This is a genomic window from Methylomonas sp. MK1, from assembly GCF_000365425.1.
GTDB lineage: Bacteria > Pseudomonadota > Gammaproteobacteria > Methylococcales > Methylomonadaceae > Methylomonas.
The window spans coordinates 45,289-62,279 of sequence record NZ_AQOV01000002.1 but is presented as its reverse complement, the minus strand read 5'-3'; the positions used below and the strand labels follow the sequence as shown (position 1 = coordinate 62,279).

Below are 16,991 nucleotides of genomic sequence, written 5' to 3'. Positions count from 1 at the left end.
CCGAATTCGCTGCGTTGATCAAACCAGCTGCATACTGTTTTTGTATACTTACCGAATACTTGGATTTATGAATTTAACAATTAAACTGGCCAATCCGCAGGGAAAAGGAAGCGTCGCGATATTAGATAGTTTGCAGCAAGCCAAAAAGCAGCTGATCGCACCCGCCAAAAACATTCAGCAAATTACTAACGATTTATTTACCTCGTTGTTTGTTTTAAATAGCCAAATTCGTTTTAAACCGACCACGGGACAAGCGTATTGGCTGTATTTTAAGGATGGCCAATACCGCCTATCGTTGATTGCGCCGGAACAATGGGCGCCAAGCCAATCCGGCCGTTTCATAGGCACCTGCGAATTACAGTCGGATTTAACCTGGACCTTGGCGTTATCCGACGCTTGCGCCAACGATGACGCTTTTATCCAAGAGATAGCAAATCGCCGTCTGCAACTTGAACAGAAAATGCAACAGGCCGAAAAAATCGACGACCTATTGCCGGTATATCTGGAAACCCTGCCGTATTACTCCCGAGTATTAGCAACGGCGCTGGCCTATTCGCTGAAGCAATCCATGCAAAAATCGGGTATTTTGGGTTTGAGTTTTCGGCAAGCGGAGACGTTACTGATAAACCGTAGCGATCAATCAGTGTAGCGGGCAGTTCTACCAAAATACTCTGCGTGAACAGAATGAAAGCCGGCGGCGGGCTTCGGCCAACCCCTGCAGATGCGCCAAACCGTGCCAATCAGGGTGAATATACAGATCGCCGCTGTCACCAATGTAAATCGCCAATAATTCAGGACGGACTCCTCCGCTCGCTGTCGGTAATCGTACTCGGCGCGCTGAATCGCGGCCGAGTGACGTCGCGCATCAGCAGCATATCCCGGAGCCGGTTCGAAGCGCCGGGGTAAAAACCGGTCTGCTCGGCAAAATCCGCCGGATTGCGAAACGTGCCGAACAGGATGTCAAATAACGGCAGGTCGGAATAATTGCCGGCGTGCAGCCCATGCTGATGGTGCACGGAATGGCTTTCCGGCCGTTGCAACAGGTAGCCCAACCAGCACGGCGTTTTGACGTTGGTGTGCTGAAACACGCTGCAAAACGTCGTCGCATATAGCACCCAGGTTGCGGCTTGCGGCGTAATGCCGATCAGCAAGGTCAACGTCAAACTGGACAAGACCGTCCAGCCCAGCATGTCGAGCGGACTGAACCAGAACGCGCCGTAACTGTCCAGCCGCTCGGCGCTGTGATGCCATTGATGAAAACTACGCCACAAGCCGTTCGACGCATGCATGCCCCGATGCCACAGGTAAACGCCAAACTCGTACAGCAATAGTCCGGCCAACGCACCGTAAACATCGCCGAGGCCGGTCAGATCGAACCGCTGATGCGGCAACAGGTATTCATTCCACAGCAGCGGCAGATAAGACGATAATAACCAGTAGCAGACGAACGCGGCGATACCGCGCCAGCGCCAACCTGGCACGGTCGGTAACGGCCGCGCCGGTAGCAAGGCTTCCCAGGCTATCAGCAGCGCGTACAGCGCAAACAGGGTTAGCGAAATCGGGTCCAGCAATAATTCGATAGGGGTAGGCATGGCGACACACTCGATTGATTCCAATACAGGCGATACCTTAGCCCAAGCCGACGCACCAGGCCATCGCCAAATCGGCGCGAAAACCGACGAATCGGCCATTGCGCCCATACCGGTGGCGATTCTGGTTTTTCCGGCCGCTAGTGCATCGGTGATTTTCGGTTTGTACGATTTATTACTGTCGGTAGGTCGAGACTGGCCGTTAATCGTCAGCGGTCAAGCCGGCCTGCAAGCCATCCGGCCGCTGCTGGTGGCCGCCGACTCAGGCCCGCTAACTGTCTGCAACGGCGTTCCAGTGTCGATCGATTACGCGCTGGCCGATTGCCCGCCGGTGGCAGTGGTGTGCGTGCCGGAAGTCAACATTCCGCCCAGCGAGCCGATGGCCGGCTTGTTCGACCGGGAAATTGCCTGGCTGACACAGCGCTATCAAGCCGGCGCGACCTTAGCCGCTTCCTGCTCCGGGGCGATGCTGCTGGCGGAAGCCGGTTTGCTGGACGGCCACGATGCCACCACCCACTGGGCCTATTGCGCGACATTGCGGCAACGCTTTCCCAAGGTCAACGTGCACAGCCAGCGTTCGCTGGTGTGTTCCGGCGACGATCAGCGCCTGATCATGGCCGGCGGCGGTACTTCCTGGTTGGATCTGACCTTGTTTCTGATAGCCCGGCTGGTGTCGGTGGAAGCAGCGATGCAGGTCGCCAGACTAAATCTGATCGACTGGCACCAAATCGGCCAACAACCTTATGCCCGGTTGGCGCAGACTCGCCAGGTCGAGGATGCGCTTATCGCCCGTTGTCAGGTTTGGATTGCAGAACACTACCGTAGCCCTGCGCCGGTTACGGCGATGGCCCGGCTCAGCGGCCTCGGCGAGCGCAGCCTGAACCGTCGCTTCAAAGCCGCGACCGGCTTGTCGCCGTTGGAATATGTACATACGCTACGTCTGGAAGAAGCCAAGCAGATGCTGGAAGCCGGCGACCAGCCGGTCGAAACCATCGCCCGCGATGTCGGCTACGAAGATGCCGGTTTCTTCAACCGGCTGTTTCAACGCCAGGTCAAACTGACGCCGGCCCAGTACCGCAAGCGCTTTCGCGGTTTGCGGCTGTCGTTGGACGGGCCGGCTCGAGGGTAAATCCAAGCCGGCCCGGCACAAATTATTCGGCGTCCTGTACGAAACGGGGCAGACTGAATTTTTTGCGGTAATCCCCAGGCGCCACACCGGCGATGCGTTTGAACAAACGGCGGAACGAAGCTGAGTCTTCGTAGCCGACCAGCCAGCTAATCTGTTCGACCGTGGCGTCGCTTCTTTCCAGGCGGCGTTTGGCATCTTCGATGCGCAACTGCTGCACGTATTCGATCGGCGAATAGCCGGTGGCCTGGCTGAAACGGCGTTTGAAACTGCGTTCCGGAATCCCGGCCCGCTTTACCAGTGCCGCGACCGGCGCGGCGACCGCAAAATACCGCGCCAGCCAACTTTGCGCGTCTTTCACCACGGCGTCTTGATGGTCGGCGGGTTGTTCGAACACCAAGTACGGCGTTTGACCGTCGCGATGCCATTCCAGTGCGAAAAACTTACAGAAAGCTTGCGCGGTGGCGGGGCCGGCGAAGCGCGCGACCAGGTAAAGCACCAGATCGTGCCAGGACGCGGAGGCGCCGGACATGACGAACTGCTCGCGGTCTCCGGCAATCACCAACATTTTCTCCAGGCGTAGCGACACTTGTGGGAAGTTTTGCCGAAAGGTCGGCGCAAAAGCCCAATGCACCGTCGCCGGCTTGCCGTCCAGCAAGCCGGTTTCCGCCATCAATAACACGCCCGAGCAGGCCGAACACAAGATCGCACCCCGCGCATGCATCGCCCGCAGCCATGCCACGGCTTCGGGATAACGCCCGCTGTTCCAGATGGCTTCCGGGACCGCAACCGACGGAATTATCACCACGTCGCTGGCGCGAAGCTCCTCGAACGTGCGGTGCGGCTGAAGCGTCAAGCCACTGGCGGTGCGAAAGGCGTCGCGGGAAGGGCCGACGATATCGACTTAAAACGGCGAGGTTTCGGGAACTACATCGTCATAGCCGCTCAACATCGAAAAGGCGTTCAAGACATCATAAATCCCGCTGAGTGTCGAAAACATAGCATCGGGGATCGCAACGATACTGACGTGAATCTTGGCCATGGTTAAAACCTCGTGCCGGGAGCATACCCTGGCATAAATGAACCGAACTTGGTCATTTTGACACTCGCCCGGTGAAGTTAGAAGCCGCAAACTATGGTCACCACTTTTTACCCGATTAATAGGAGGACAGATGGCCGCTTCTGCGCAGCAACCCGATCCGGAACAATTACAACACTTTCTTGACCGCGCGGTCGGCGATCTGGCCGCCTCGTACGGCGGCGTGATGGTCAGCCTCGGCCACCGGCTGGGGCTGTACCAGGCCATGGCCAACGCGGGACCGTTGAGTCCGCAACAACTCGCCCGAAACGCCGGTTGTGCCGAGCGCTACGTCCGCGAATGGCTCAACAGCCAAGCCGCCGCCGGCTATGTCCTGTACCATCCGGCCAGCCAAAGCTACGAACTGACACCGGAACAAGCCTTGGTTTTGGCGGATGAGGACAGCCCGTTTTTCATGGCGCCGGCCTGGAATGTCGCCGCGTCGATGTGGTTGGACGAGGAGAAAACCCTGCATGCATTTAAGACCGGCAGCGGCGTCGGCTGGGGCGACCACCACGACAGGCTGTATTGCGGCGTTTCGGCGTTTTACCGCAATTATTACCAGGCGCACTTGGTATCGCAGTGGCTGCCTGCCTTGGCCGGTATCGAAGAACGCCTGCACGCCGGCGCCAATGTGGCCGACATTGGCTGCGGCCACGGCCATTCCACCTTGCAAATGGCTACTGCATTTCCGAAATCCCGATTTTACGGTTTCGATAGCCATGCCGGTTCGATCCAAGCTGCGCAACGGCATGCCGAGCGCCAGGGACGGGCTGAACAGGTGCGTTTCGAAGTCGCGCGTGCTCAGGCATACCCGAAGACCGGCTTCGACCTGATCTGCTTTTTCGATTGCTTGCACGACATGGGCGATCCGCTGGGCGCGGCTAAATATGCCGCCGAAGCCCTAGCTCCGGGCGGCACGGTGATGCTGGTGGAACCTTACGCCAACGACCGGGTGGAGGACAACCTGAATACCGTCGGCCGCCTGTTTTACGCCGCCTCCACGACGATTTGCTGCGCCCACTCGTTGTCAGAAGACGTAGGTCTGGCTCTGGGCGCACAAGCCGGCGAAGCGCGCTGGGCCGGCATCTTCCGCGAAGCCGGTTTCAACAGTCTGCGCCGGGCAGCGGAAACGCCGTTCAACCTGATTTTGGAGGCCAAAGTGTAGCAAGTTGCCCGATGAGATGAGTCAGTCCTATCGACAGCGAACCGATCATGGTCAACCTTGCCCAGCCACGCAACGGCGTAACCGGTCGCGTGCCGCCAGTCCGTGTTGCCATTCGAGATGAATTACGGATTTCCCGTCGATAGCAATATCGAAGGATTGCTGGTCCGTCATGTTATCCAATAGCGCTTGTATGGTCGGCACCGCCAGCGCAATAGCGCCGACCTTGCCGTTTGGCGAGGCATAGTTAAAGGCGGTTACCGTTTGCGGCTGGCCGTCCGCTTGATCCAGCGTCACTTTGATGGTGCCGACCGCTTGGGGGCTGGGAATATCCGGTCCCCAAAAAGTCATCAGCGCGCCTTTGTAGTCGCCATCCGGGCCCGACAGTACCAGAGCGCCCTTCAGGTTGGTATACAGCGCGCTGCAACCTTCGCCAGGACGCGGCGGCTGACCGTTTTGCTGATATTGCCACATGCCATTGCCCATGGCTTTAAGTTCCGGATCTTTGTTGAGCGCGGCATGTAAGCGGTCATAGCCCATGGACATTGCTTCCAGCACCGAACTCATCGCCCCGATACGCGTTTGCAGCGGATCGGCGCGCGGTGCCGGTGCTTCGGCATCTTCGGCGGATTCGTAGACGTTGTTAATATTCTCTTCGCAGACCGGCATCGCGGCGACGCCATGCGAACCGCCCGTGATGCCCAGCTGCACTTCGCCAGGCCCCGGCCCGTTGGGACAGATATAAGACGCCTGTGCGCCAGTTGGCAACCCGGCCATCAGCACCCAAACCAAAGGCCAACCGGTAATTATCTTTCGGGCAGCCAACTTGCGAACCAGATTTATTAGGGTCATGCATACTCCGTAAATTAAGAGAAATATCGTCTCTCCCGCGCCGGCTGGAGTCCAGTTATCACGGTGGATTCCGCTTTCGCGGAAATGACGGCTACAGGAAATTTAGGGCCGGTCTACTAGGCCACACCGCTCCCCGGCAATCGGGCATGACCCAGTTCGGCCATCGCCTGAAACACGTAAGCCAACAGCGGCTGGTCGATAAACGTACCGAAGAACAGATAAGGCTCTGCCTGATTGGCGGCTCGAATTTTGGCATGAGTTTCCGGGTTATCGCCGGCGTAGGCGCGGAACAAATCCAGCCAGGTCCGCGCCAGTTGCTGCATCCGCGAATCGTTCGGCGGCGTACCGTCTTCCAGATGTTGGCGTATGGAGGCAATCAGCGGCGGCCAGTCGTCGGCGTGCTTGCCGTAGTTCTCACGCATGAAGTCAAATTCATCCGGTGCGAGGTATTTTTCGTAGATCGTCAATTTGGTCTCGATGAACGCGCGCTGGATGTAAGTGACGAGTTCCGGCGTCACGCCGGTTTTAGCTTGTACCGACGGTTCGCCATACATCATCGCATTGAGTTTGACCAGCAACCGAGGGTCGCCTTGGGTGTCGCGCACCAGCATGCCTATCCATTGCCTTGCCAACGCTTGGGCCTCGGCACTCTCCGGCACGAGCCCGGCCCGCATAGCTTCGTGCACCGCTTGAACCAGTGCCGCCCATTCGCCGGCGGTGGAGGTTTCGTCTATATCCAGTAGCGGCAAGCGCTTTAAGTCGTTGGCGGAAAAATATTTATCGTACATGGTCATCATCTCCAGAGTTATTAGCCAATCGGCAAGCTCCGGCTCTTCTCCGCGCGTCAATTGCAGTTGCAGACCGGACAAGCGGTCGCGCAAGGCTTGGCTTTGCGCGATTTGCTGGTCCAGGGCTTCAATCTGCCGTTCGACGATAGTCGCGAGATTCAGTCCGGGGTTTGCCAAAATGTCTCCGATAGCGGCCAGCGACAAACCAAACCGCCGTAAGGCTTGAATTTGATGCAATCTGGAAATGTCGGCCCGGTTATACAACCGGTAGCCGCTATCGGAACGCGCGGAAGGCTTAAGCAAACCGATGCTGTCGTAGTGGTGTAAGGTACGGACCGTCAGTCCGCAACGTTTGGCGAGATCGCCCACTTTAAGCAACATGGATTAGCTCCTTCCTTATGCGTGCCGCTAGCATAGAGCGTGACGTTGCGTGAGGGTCAAGGGCCATGTTTAAGATAAATCGATTGGCGCTGGGTTAAGAAGGTTTTGATGGCTCGCGCCCTGGGCCTCAAGCCATCACATCCAGTTTCGGCGGCAAGGCCATGCCGTCGATACGTTTAACGTTGTTCAACACTTTTTCCAGAAAAGTGGTGTCTTCGTGACGGCTTTTCTGGAAGTCGATCATCCCCTCGATCTGGCCCAAATAATCTACCTTCAGGTCGCCGGCATCCGGTGCGGCGAATGGGTTGCTGGTGGAGATTGGAATATAAGGCACTACGTCCAGCAAACCGTCCACGCCGGATTTGATCAACGCGTTGATTTCATTGAGCGAGACCTGGCGCATATCGACTGTCCGCTGTGCTTGGCTTTGCTCGGCTACCTCGACAACTTTACCGATGGACTGAGGCGGCAAAGTTTTTCCGCTGACTGCTTGGTTAGCGGCAAGGTTGGTTCCTATAGTCGAAATATTCATCGCAAACTCCTGATTTAAGGGTGAGTATCCATCGCACCCAGCAAAATAGGCGCCATTTGTTGCGGCTTGGGATAATCGCAGCGGCGTCTTTTTACGAGTAGCCGTTGTTGGCCGCCGGCAAGAGCCGACACAGCAAGGTGTATAAGGCTTCCGGGTCCAACGGCTTGTGCAAGACCAAATAGCCCTCCTGCTCGGCTTGGGCCAGGGCCGGCGAATCGAATTCGCCGCTGATCATGGCCCCGGCGGCGTCCGGGCAGCGTTCCAGCAAGGCTTGCAACAACTCGAAGCCGCTTTCGCCGGAGCGCAAGCGCTGGTCGCAAAAAACGGCGTGGGGCTCGAAACCGCCATCAAGCAAGCCAAGCGCTTCGTTGGCAGATGCCGCGCAAGCCGTTTCCACGCCCCAGGCGCTCAACAAAGCTTGCCAGGCGTTGCGGACTTGCGGTTCGTCGTCGATCACCAGGCAGCGGCCGCTAAGCGTTGCGGCTTGCTTGGCAGGTGCGACGTGTTGGTCAGCCGCCATAGCCCACCGCTCGTGACTGGGAACGGCGGCCAGCAACCGCAACCAGAAGCGCGAACCGCGGCCTTCCCGAGAACGCAGGCCCTGGCTGGCGCCCATCAAATCGGCGCAACGCGCCACCACCGCCAAGCCCAAGCCGTGACCGGCGTTGTCGATGCGCCAGGCATGCTCGGGACGAAAGAACGGCGAGTAAATCCGCTGTTGGTCGTCTTCGGCGATGCCGACGCCGGTATCCCACACCTCGAACTGCCAGCAAGCGTTACGCCGCCGCGCCGCCATCAGCACCCCGCCTTGCTGGGTATAGCGCAAGGCATTTTGCATCAGGTTGATCATGGACTGGCGCAGCAACATAGCATCGGCGATGACGAGCGCCCGACCGCCGCTCAAGCGCACTCTGAGATCGATTTGCCGTGAGCGGGCTTCTTCCCGAAACAGCGTGGCGACATCGTTCATCAGCGGGTCCAGCGCCACAGTTTGCAGATTGACCGACTGGGCGCCCAACTCAATTCTCGACAAGTCCAGCAGCGAATTGAACATCTGCGTAATCGATTGCACGCTTTGTTGCAGATCTTGCAAAGCGGGCTGCAAAGTCGGTTCCTGATTGCGGCGGGAAATCGATTCGATCAAAAAGCCCATGGCATGCACCGGCTGGCGCAGATCATGACTGGCGGTGGTCAGAAATTGGATTTTGGCATGCAACGCGGCTTCGGCTTCATCCTTGGCGCGCCGATAATTCTCGGCCAACTTGGCGCTATCTTCTTCCAGTTTTATTTGTTGCAGGAAAAAACCATGGGCAATGGAGGAGTGCCGGTGTATCGACAAGACGTAACTGAAGCACAAGGGCATAATTAAATGCCAGTGCTCGGGAAACGCCCAAGGCGTCAACAACGTACAGCCGCCCCAAGCGGCACCAAAAAACCGCTGAAACGCACTGAATACGGGTGATTGGTGGGTGGCGTTGGCGGCCATGATTGCCGCCAAACTCATGTAAAGCAGCAACGTATATTCGAATGGGACCCGACCGGCGACGATAAGCACCAGCGCCGCCAAGCCCAGCCCATGCGCTAAGGCCATGCGCAGAATGACGGGCAGCCAATGGGCGACTGCCGCAAGCGGATCGAGACGGGCCCTATCAAGCAGGTATTGCCGCCGTTGCAGGCGCACGGCAAGCACGACGATAAAATACGACACCGTCCAAACCAGCAATCCCAAGACGTTTTGATCGAGTTGATGCTTCCAGTACACGAAGGGCAAGCCTACAAACGGGATAATGGTGATGCCGTACACCAGCCGGTTATGCGTCATGTCCAGTAGTCGGGCTTGGCCCGCCGGGCTGATGTCGGCAAAGCGCAATAGCTGGTCGGCAGTAGATTCAGGCTGGGCGGTTTGCATCAGGAACCTTCCAGCTTTTTGCCGCGCAACATAGTGATTACCTCAATCCGATTTCGCGCACCCAAGCGCTCCAAAATGCGGGTGACGTGTTCCTTGACGGTTTGCTCGGATAAGGACAAATTCAGCGCGATGCGCTTGTTCGGCAAACCTTTGAGCATCATCGCCAGCACTTGGCCCTGGCGGGCGGTCAAGCCGAGTTCGCGCGCGGTGACAGGCAATTCTTTATTTTGCAACTCGCGCCCGGCGAACTTTACACCGCCGTAAAACCAACTGTCGCCCCGCAACAGCGCGGCAATGGCCCGACCGAAAACCTCCGGTGACTCCTGTTTATGCAAAAAGCCGTCTGCCCCTGCCAGCCTTACTTTGTCCAGCACCGCCGCGTCGTCGTCGGCGCTGATGGCTAGTAGGCGTGTGGCCGGGCTGCGCTGTTTTAATTCTGCCAGCAAGCCCAGAGACGCGCCGTCTGGCAACCAGAAATCCACCACGGCCAACGTCGGCGGGTTGACAAGATCAAGGGCAGCCCAAAATTCGGCGACGGCAGACACCGGTCGTGCCGCGCTAAATCCGCAATGGGAAAGCAAAAACTCCGCAATGCCGCTGGCCGACAAAGGATGATCGTCTATCACCAGTGCGCTCAACCCATTTTTCACGCAAATCCCCTCATTAACATTGATAGACGACGTTTGGCGTCGTTTCCGGTTTCCGGTTTAGAGCCTAAACACACGCGAATAGCAAATGCAAAAACGCCATCTTGTCTTGACCCAGCCCTTACATATTGTCGCTTAGGCAGGAGCCCGATTTTCACACTGGGTTAAGGCGAAGTCGTCCCCGATTGCTGCATGTGTTTCAAAAATCAGAGTCGAACTATTCCAAGTAACCCCTTTAGAGTCAACACCTAAGACCAGCCAAGCACCAGAGGTCATCAACCCGGCCCGATGTATCACTGGTATTCCGTTCGGGCTGAGCTCGTCGAAGCCCAGGCCGGTGCGCCCTTCGATAATTCAGTACTCTTAAGGTCATAAAGGCGAACGGTGTTTAATGGCCGGGTTAATAAATCAACAATTACAGGCGCTGCAATCGCTGCTTTTGAAGCGGGCGCGAGTAGCAGGATAAACATCAAAAAGTATTGGATAGCGGTATCTCTTAGATGCATTTTTGTACGCCTACGGTTTAGAACTGCGCGATGAATTGTTAACTATTTGAAAACGTTGTTTCTTGCCTTAACCGCCTTTGGCCAATTAGAGCAGTCTAAGGCCGCGCGGGGCTTTAAGTCAGCATTTGCCCGCCGCCTGCAGCAAAGCGTTGCAACTTGCCTTGTTGGTTTTACCTACGTCGCTTGACCCTTTGGTGAAATCGGTGCACATGGCGTCCGCCCCACTTGCCATGCCCCAAGTTGCGACTTTCCCGAAACCGGATGGCTCTAAAATCTCACATTTAAAGGTCGCTCCGTCGTCGGTTTTAACGGTGTACTGCATGCCGTTATAACCAGCGGGAGCTTCGGTTGCCTGCGAATTGGTGATTTTGAAGTTGCCAATTTCACGGCCAATGGCCATTGATATTTTGCTTTCGGCTTTGTTGCTTCCCTGGGCGGAAGGGTTACTTGACGTTGTTGCACAGCCGGAAAGGATCAAGAAGAAAGTTACCGTTACAAGTTTTTGCAGCATTTTGATTCTCCAGCGCTCCGAGTGATAGAAACGCTGGGCATAGGAGCGAAAAATATGCCTAACGCAGGTAACCAAAGGCGCTCTAGTGCCGTTCGGCGACCAATACAACGCAGCTAAACGCTATCTCTAAAACCTCCATGTGACTTCAGAGTCGAGCACGCAGACGACGCGGAACGAGACCCAGCAACGCGGAACCAAACAACCAGATGGCGCCAGGTATCGGCACGGACGCAATCGGATTTAATAGAAAGGCTCGTTGCACGCCATTCGCGGCAATTCCCACCCCAACGATTTGTCCACTATTGTTGACATCGTAAGCTGTCATCAGCGTCCAGCCGATATTGGCTGCAATCAGCGTGTTCAAGTCTGTCATGACGCCATTGAGCGTGACGAAAGCACGTTTCGATCCACCAAAATTATCGCCGAAATATCCCACGGCTTGTCCGGCATTATTGATACCCAATGCCTCGCTGCTATAGCCGGACAAACCTATATCCATCATCTGGTCATCAGCTGTGGTAATGAATGCGTGCTTTTCATTGTTGGTAACATGGGATGTGCCGGCCACCTGACCAAGGTCGTTGATGGCATAACCTCTGCTGACACCCCAGGCAAGCGCGCCCAGATCCACCATTTGGCCATTACGGGTAATAAAAGCGTGACCACCATTAGGTGTTTGACTCTCGCCAGTGACCTGACCGCTATTGTTGATTGCATTACCCGCACTCCAGTGACCACCATTCAAAGTTCCCAGATCAGTCAAGCTGCCGTTGCCGGCAATAGTGGCTCGTTGGTTGCCCTCGGCATTCCATGCACTGCCGACTATTTGCCCGGCATCATTGATTCCGTAGGCCACACTGGAATAAGGACTGCCGCTGAAACCACCGATTATTTGGGTGACACCATTACTGTGCACAATCCCGCGCCCGCCAGAATTGCCCACCACCACACCGCTTGAATTGATCCCGGTAGGACTTGAATATCTGGGTACGGACAGCCAACTCACACTATTGTTTTTGTAAACAAAGCTTTCACCATCCCCCGTAAAACCCAGAACATGCCCGGCATCGCTGATAGAGACCGCCCCCGAACTGACTAACGGGCTATCCGGCATGAGATCCACCAACGTATACAAAACACTGGCGTGTGCCGGTAATACCGGCAGCATTAAGCCCAGGGCAAGACATCTCAGACTGCGTTTCATTGTAAATTCCTCTTTAAATTATCGAGCCAATAGTTGAATTAGAAATACATGTTAACAAAACTCTCTAACGTTCCAACACCCTACTCCGGTAGGGTTCCCTGGCTACACGCGCCTTCCGATAATGCCGCCAAAACTCGGCTCCGCTAGGCAGGTTTCCGAGTATTTACATCCGTTCGAGAACTACTTTTTGGGGGAAAATGATGAAACAGAAAGCTATATACGCCGCGCTATCCGGGCTCTGCATATTGGCGGCAGGTAGCGCCCAAGCCCAGTTGCTCGACCGCGGCGGCGGCCTGATTTACGACAGCGAGCTCAACGTTACCTGGCTGGCAGACGCCAACTACGCCAATACTAGCGGCTCCTATAATCCCGGCAAAATGAGCTGGCAAAACGCCGTGGCCTGGGTGGAAGACCTAAGCTATACGGACAGCGTGCGCGGCACCACCTACAGCGATTGGCGTCTGCCGACCTTTCACGACCTGGGCGCCCAGGGCTGCGACTATGGTTACAGTGGCACAGACTGTGGTTACAACGTCGATTTAGCCAGCTCGGAACTGGCGCATCTGTTCTACGGCGATTTCGCGAATAAGGGGTACGCCGATTCGCGCGGCTTGCCCCAACCCGGCCACGGCCTCGTCGACGACCCGTCCACGCCCAATGACGAAAGCCTGTTCAGCAACCTGCAATCCTTCAGCTATTGGCTAGGCAGCAGCTATTACAATGATGCCAACAAAGCCTGGTATTTGAGCACCGCCACCGGCATGCAAAACTACATCAGCAAGGGCAACCAATTTTATGTTCTGGCAGTCCGCAGCGGCGACGTAACCGCGGTGCCGCTGCCCGGCGCTGCCTTGCTCTTCGGCAGCCTCTTGGCGGGATTTTCGATCAACGCTTCCCGCCGCAAAATCGCTGAGGATTTCGCTAAAAACAACTTCCCGAAATGACTTTTCCCGCCAAACCATTCGTGCTGGGCTTGCATGAATGCAGGAGCAATAGCCGAGAACCCAATCGAAGCATGAAGGTTTGGGGCGAATGGTCTCGGAAGCAATCTGTAGTAAAAAGGGCGAATCAGCCAAAACCCGTTACTGAACCGATGAAATTTAAATCACCACTATTGGCCGTTTTGTTGCTCTCGCTGAGCGGCTGCGCCGCCACCATCCCCGACATCACAACGGCAGAAGTCACCGGCCGGCAGGTGGAATTTGCGCTTAGCAAGCACCAGACTGTACCGGTCATCTTCGAAAACGGACTAGGCGGGACTTTCGAGTATTGGACAGAAATTTATCCCACGATAGCGCGCGATGCCACAGCCTTGGTTTATAACCGCGCCGGGTACGGGAATAGCGCAGCGGCGACAACGACGAGGGACGGCCGACATATTATTGAAGAGTTGCGCGGCTTGCTTGCCAGCCAGGGTCTAACGCCGCCTTATGTGCTGGTGGGGCATTCGCTGGGCGGTTTGTATATGCAATGGTATGCCCGGCATCACCCACAGGACGTGGCGGCTTTGATTCTGGTTGATTCGACTCACCCTGCTCAACTCAAAGGCGCCGGGGCAATCGAAAACTGGCCGCTCTGGGTGCGTTTGCTGTTCGATTTGATGACATCGGCAACTGCCGAACAAGAGCTGGCGGCTCTGGATCTAACCGGTGACGAAGTATTGGCCGCCCCGCCCTATAGCGGCGGACCGATCATAGTGCTGAGCGCTGCGCAACCTCTGGAGGACACCTCGGAGTTGGCGCTCGATGCCAATCAAAAACGCAAGGATATTGCGCAGCTATATCCAGGGGCAATTCAACGCTGGGTAGATAGCGGCCACGTCATTCCGCTGGAGAAGCCGGAGTCTATTATTTCCGCGATCCGCGAAGTCTTGTTGACCACGCAGCCGAATTCCACTATGCCCAATGCTTTAAGCAATATGCCGTAAGCGGGATCTACCAAGTAGTAACTCAACCTAGGTTCTCATTTTTGAATCAATTTGCGCGACCGGCAAGGATAACGATACAAATAATTACTTGGAGGGGTTAAGGCGCCTGAAGGTTGCGGAAATATGCTGCAACCTTCAGGTTTAGATAACGGCTTTGCCCAACACAGACTGGTTGCTCGCCTTCTAAATTAGCCTACCCGCTTGGGTAAGCTTATTTACGCAGGCGCTTATAAGCATTGATCAAGCCGTTGGTGGAGCTGTCGTGGTCGGTGACAACGTCTTCGTTTTTCAGCTGCGGCAGAATCGCCCGCGCTAACACTTTCCCCAATTCCACGCCCATTTGATCGAAGGAATTGATATTCCAGATTACGCCTTGCACGAAGATTTTGTGTTCGTAAAAGGCAATCAGGGTGCCCAAGGTTCTGGGAGTAAGTTTTTTGAATAAAAACGAGTTGGACGGTTTGTTGCCTTCGAAAATTTTCGAGGCAATCAAAGCGTCGTCCAGATTAGGCTCGTGACTCAAATCCTTTCTCACCTCGGCTTCGGTTTTACCGCGCATCAAGGCTTCGGCTTGCGCCAGAAAGTTGGAGATCAGGATATCGTGATGATCCGGTAAATTGTATTGGCTTTGCGCAGCCGCCAAGAAATCGCCTGGAATCAGTTTGGTACCCTGATGAATCAACTGAAAAAAAGCGTGCTGGCCGTTGGTGCCGGGCTGGCCCCAGATAATCGGGCCGGTGTTGTAGTCGACCTTGTCACCGCTGATCGTGGCGCTTTTGCCGTTGCTTTCCATATCGCCCTGCTGGAAATAATCGGCGAAGTATTTCAATGACTGGGCGTAAGGCAGAATCGCGTAAGTTTCCGCTTCGAAGAAGTTGTTGTACCAGATACCTAGTAAGCCCATGATAACCGGGATATTTTTTTCGAATGGCGCGCTACGGAAATGTTCGTCGGCAATATGCGCGCCCATCAGCAACTCTTCGAAATTGTCCATACCTATGTATAACGCAATCGACATGCCGATCACGGACCACAAGGAATAACGGCCACCGACCCAATCCCAAAATTCGAACATATTGTCCGGGTCGATGCCAAATTCTTTCACCTTGGTGACATTGGTCGAGATGGCCACGAAATGTTTGGAGATATGCGCGGGATCGACAGCCGCCTGCAAGAACCAGTTGCGCGCCGAACGGGCGTTGGTCATGGTTTCTTGCGTGGTAAAGGTTTTTGAGGAAATCAAAAACAGCGTGGTTTCCGGGTTGAGCGGTTTCAGCGTTTCGACGATGTCGGCTTGATCGACGTTGGAAACGAAATGGGCTTTCAAGCCGTCTTTACCGTAGGGCGCCAGAGCGGTATCGACCATTTTCGGTCCCAGGTCGGAACCGCCGATACCGATATTGACGATGTCGGTAATAGTTTTGCCGGTGTAGCCGGTCCAGGCGCCTGAACGGACTTGTTCCGTAAATACCCGCATTTTTGCCAAAACTTTATTGATTTCCGGCATGACGTCTTCGCCGCGAAAAAATACCGGCTTATTACTGCGGTTGCGTAAGGCTGTATGCAAGACAGCACGTTTTTCCGTGGTATTAATAATGGAACCGGAAAACATAGCTTCGGTCTTGGCGGAAAGCTCCGCGCGGCTTGCCAATTCAATCAACAAAGGCAACGTTTCTTCGGTAATTAGATTTTTAGAGAAATCGAACAGCAAATCGTCAAATGTCACGGAAAACTTGTCGAAGCGTTGCGGATCTTTATCGAACGCATCCTTCATGCAAAATTTGCCGGCAATCTCGCGGTGATGTTGCTTAACGGCATTCCATTCGGCAGAGTTTATTAATTTGGACATATTGTTGTTATTTAATTAACCGGATAGGGGATATTTCAGTAGACCTGAACAGGCAGAGACAATTTAAAGGAATGATTCATAACCCCATTATAAGGATTGTCTTTGATTGCTGACAAAAAAAATTACAGCTTGAATCGATCATCTCAACTACGGCACGATAGCCTTTCTTTGGCTAGGGCGATGTGCTAGAGTTAGGCGCTGTTTTGATCGAAATCAGGCAGTTACGTTCGCCAATGATTTAAACACGTTCATGTATAACCACATGAAAAATAATAAAAACTACAGCATTTATTAACACGGGAAGGGTATTTATGAGAAGCTCTCGCATATTAAGAAACGGTTTACTGGGCTTGTTGGGCCTGATTTTTTCATCAGCAGTATTGGCCCACGGCGGTGCGGCGGGTACCGATACTGACCAATGTAAGTTCGAACTGGAAAAAGATCACTGGATCCATTACACCGCCTACCAGCCTAACGCCTACCCGGCGGAAGAGTTCTGCGGCAATATTCCCGATGTCAATACATTGACTCAATTGGTCTTCGACTATCAAGACCAACGCTATCGCGGCATGGCTATCGAATTTGAAGTGACCAAAGAGCCGGAAGGCAAACGGGTTTTCTTCCAAGCAGCCGAAAAACATAAATCCGGCACCGTCATATTGAACCTGCCATCAGGCGTACAAGAAGCCGGCAAACATCTGATCCACATCACGCTACTGCAAGATAACGGCGAAAGATTGGATGCCCACATGAGCTTTAAAGCCGGCGCAGGTCAACCGACCAGCAAAGGCAGCTATGCCTTGTATGCATTGGTGTTGTTCGCTGGCTTGTACATTTTTTATCTGTCTAACGCCGGCTTCAAACGTAAAGTCGACGAGATGATCGGTAAAGCGAAAGAAATCTAAGAAATACGCCGCAAGACCCGTT

At 54.9% G+C, this 16,991-nt stretch carries 17 protein-coding genes; 6 read left to right on the top strand and 11 right to left on the bottom strand.

Going from position 1 to position 16,991, the window contains the following annotated elements:
* Positions 1-67 precede the first annotated feature (67 nt).
* Positions 68-649 carry a DUF2452 domain-containing protein gene (locus G006_RS0117050; RefSeq protein ID WP_033194310.1) on the top strand — a complete coding sequence of 194 codons (582 nt, stop codon included), beginning with the start codon at positions 68-70 and terminating at the stop codon, positions 647-649.
* Positions 650-791: 142 nt separating this feature from the next.
* On the opposite strand, the gene G006_RS0117045 is transcribed toward G006_RS0117050, so the two are convergent.
* Entirely contained in the window at positions 792-1,592 is an 801-nt protein-coding gene (locus tag G006_RS0117045; RefSeq protein WP_020484434.1) for a sterol desaturase family protein, read from the bottom strand.
* Between G006_RS0117045 and G006_RS0117040 the strand changes: the two genes are divergently transcribed.
* Positions 1,591-2,718 (top strand): GlxA family transcriptional regulator, encoded by a 1,128-nt coding sequence (locus tag G006_RS0117040; RefSeq protein ID WP_020484433.1) that lies wholly within the window; start codon positions 1,591-1,593, stop codon positions 2,716-2,718. The genes G006_RS0117045 and G006_RS0117040 overlap by 2 nt on opposite strands.
* A 22-nt stretch (positions 2,719-2,740) precedes the next feature.
* On the opposite strand, the gene G006_RS26680 is transcribed toward G006_RS0117040, so the two are convergent.
* Complete coding sequence (locus tag G006_RS26680; protein ID WP_268743578.1) at positions 2,741-3,613, bottom strand: GlxA family transcriptional regulator; 873 nt, start codon at positions 3,611-3,613, stop codon at positions 2,741-2,743.
* A 6-nt stretch (positions 3,614-3,619) separates the two neighbouring features.
* Positions 3,620-3,757 carry a hypothetical protein gene (locus G006_RS28905; protein WP_020484431.1) on the bottom strand — a complete coding sequence of 46 codons (138 nt, stop codon included), beginning with the start codon at positions 3,755-3,757 and terminating at the stop codon, positions 3,620-3,622.
* A 130-nt stretch (positions 3,758-3,887) separates the two neighbouring features.
* On the opposite strand from G006_RS28905, the gene G006_RS0117030 reads away from it, so the two are divergent.
* On the top strand, positions 3,888-4,961 hold the full coding sequence (locus tag G006_RS0117030; RefSeq protein WP_020484430.1) for a class I SAM-dependent methyltransferase: 1,074 nt from the start codon (positions 3,888-3,890) through the stop codon (positions 4,959-4,961).
* Positions 4,962-5,012: 51 nt separating this feature from the next.
* Here G006_RS0117030 and G006_RS25785 read toward each other — a convergent pair whose 3' ends face one another.
* From G006_RS25785 to G006_RS0116990, 7 genes are all read right to left on the bottom strand, one after another.
* Complete coding sequence (locus G006_RS25785) at positions 5,013-5,810, bottom strand: hypothetical protein (RefSeq protein WP_020484429.1); 798 nt, start codon at positions 5,808-5,810, stop codon at positions 5,013-5,015.
* Positions 5,811-5,926: 116 nt separating this feature from the next.
* Positions 5,927-6,979 carry a MerR family transcriptional regulator gene (locus G006_RS0117020; RefSeq protein WP_020484428.1) on the bottom strand — a complete coding sequence of 351 codons (1,053 nt, stop codon included), beginning with the start codon at positions 6,977-6,979 and terminating at the stop codon, positions 5,927-5,929.
* A gap of 127 nt (positions 6,980-7,106) precedes the next feature.
* Positions 7,107-7,511, bottom strand: coding sequence for a hypothetical protein (locus G006_RS0117015; RefSeq protein WP_020484427.1), 405 nt, complete (start codon positions 7,509-7,511; stop codon positions 7,107-7,109).
* Positions 7,512-7,602: 91 nt separating this feature from the next.
* Positions 7,603-9,420 (bottom strand): ATP-binding response regulator, encoded by a 1,818-nt coding sequence (locus G006_RS0117010; protein WP_020484426.1) that lies wholly within the window; start codon positions 9,418-9,420, stop codon positions 7,603-7,605.
* Entirely contained in the window at positions 9,420-10,070 is a 651-nt protein-coding gene (locus G006_RS0117005; protein WP_020484425.1) for a response regulator transcription factor, read from the bottom strand. Before G006_RS0117005 ends, G006_RS0117010 begins: the two co-directional genes overlap by 1 nt.
* 621 nt (positions 10,071-10,691) lie before the next feature.
* Positions 10,692-11,084, bottom strand: a complete 393-nt coding sequence (locus G006_RS25780; protein WP_152428964.1) for a hypothetical protein — start codon at positions 11,082-11,084, stop codon at positions 10,692-10,694.
* A gap of 145 nt (positions 11,085-11,229) precedes the next feature.
* Complete coding sequence (locus G006_RS0116990; protein ID WP_026147122.1) at positions 11,230-12,288, bottom strand: hypothetical protein; 1,059 nt, start codon at positions 12,286-12,288, stop codon at positions 11,230-11,232.
* Between the two features lie 197 nt (positions 12,289-12,485).
* Here G006_RS0116990 and G006_RS0116985 point away from each other — a divergent pair, with 197 nt between their 5' ends.
* On the top strand, positions 12,486-13,232 hold the full coding sequence (locus G006_RS0116985) for an Lcl domain-containing protein (protein ID WP_081607966.1): 747 nt from the start codon (positions 12,486-12,488) through the stop codon (positions 13,230-13,232).
* 149 nt (positions 13,233-13,381) lie between these two features.
* A complete protein-coding gene (locus tag G006_RS0116980; RefSeq protein WP_020484420.1) occupies positions 13,382-14,215 on the top strand; it encodes an alpha/beta fold hydrolase in 834 nt (277 codons plus the stop codon).
* A gap of 211 nt (positions 14,216-14,426) precedes the next feature.
* On the opposite strand, the gene pgi is transcribed toward G006_RS0116980, so the two are convergent.
* Positions 14,427-16,064: a glucose-6-phosphate isomerase gene (pgi, locus tag G006_RS0116975; protein WP_020484419.1), complete on the bottom strand. Its 1,638-nt coding sequence runs from the start codon at positions 16,062-16,064 to the stop codon at positions 14,427-14,429.
* Between the two features lie 311 nt (positions 16,065-16,375).
* Between pgi and G006_RS0116970 the strand changes: the two genes are divergently transcribed.
* Positions 16,376-16,969: a hypothetical protein gene (locus tag G006_RS0116970; protein WP_020484418.1), complete on the top strand. Its 594-nt coding sequence runs from the start codon at positions 16,376-16,378 to the stop codon at positions 16,967-16,969.
* The last annotated feature ends 22 nt before the right edge of the window (positions 16,970-16,991 follow it).

Coding starts and splice junctions, on each gene's coding strand:
- G006_RS0117030 (WP_020484430.1), top strand. CDS start 3,888: ATGGCCGCTTCTGCGCAGCAACCCGATCCGGAACAATTACAACACTTT.
- G006_RS0117020 (WP_020484428.1), bottom strand. CDS start 6,979: ATGTTGCTTAAAGTGGGCGATCTCGCCAAACGTTGCGGACTGACGGTC.
- G006_RS25785 (WP_020484429.1), bottom strand. CDS start 5,810: ATGACCCTAATAAATCTGGTTCGCAAGTTGGCTGCCCGAAAGATAATT.
- G006_RS0116990 (WP_026147122.1), bottom strand. CDS start 12,288: ATGAAACGCAGTCTGAGATGTCTTGCCCTGGGCTTAATGCTGCCGGTA.
- G006_RS25780 (WP_152428964.1), bottom strand. CDS start 11,084: ATGCTGCAAAAACTTGTAACGGTAACTTTCTTCTTGATCCTTTCCGGC.
- G006_RS0116980 (WP_020484420.1), top strand. CDS start 13,382: ATGAAATTTAAATCACCACTATTGGCCGTTTTGTTGCTCTCGCTGAGC.
- G006_RS0116970 (WP_020484418.1), top strand. CDS start 16,376: ATGAGAAGCTCTCGCATATTAAGAAACGGTTTACTGGGCTTGTTGGGC.
- G006_RS28905 (WP_020484431.1), bottom strand. CDS start 3,757: ATGGCCAAGATTCACGTCAGTATCGTTGCGATCCCCGATGCTATGTTT.
- G006_RS0117010 (WP_020484426.1), bottom strand. CDS start 9,420: ATGCAAACCGCCCAGCCTGAATCTACTGCCGACCAGCTATTGCGCTTT.
- G006_RS0117015 (WP_020484427.1), bottom strand. CDS start 7,511: ATGAATATTTCGACTATAGGAACCAACCTTGCCGCTAACCAAGCAGTC.
- G006_RS0117050 (WP_033194310.1), top strand. CDS start 68: ATGAATTTAACAATTAAACTGGCCAATCCGCAGGGAAAAGGAAGCGTC.
- G006_RS0117045 (WP_020484434.1), bottom strand. CDS start 1,592: ATGCCTACCCCTATCGAATTATTGCTGGACCCGATTTCGCTAACCCTG.
- pgi (WP_020484419.1), bottom strand. CDS start 16,064: ATGTCCAAATTAATAAACTCTGCCGAATGGAATGCCGTTAAGCAACAT.
- G006_RS0116985 (WP_081607966.1), top strand. CDS start 12,486: ATGATGAAACAGAAAGCTATATACGCCGCGCTATCCGGGCTCTGCATA.
- G006_RS0117040 (WP_020484433.1), top strand. CDS start 1,591: ATGGCGACACACTCGATTGATTCCAATACAGGCGATACCTTAGCCCAA.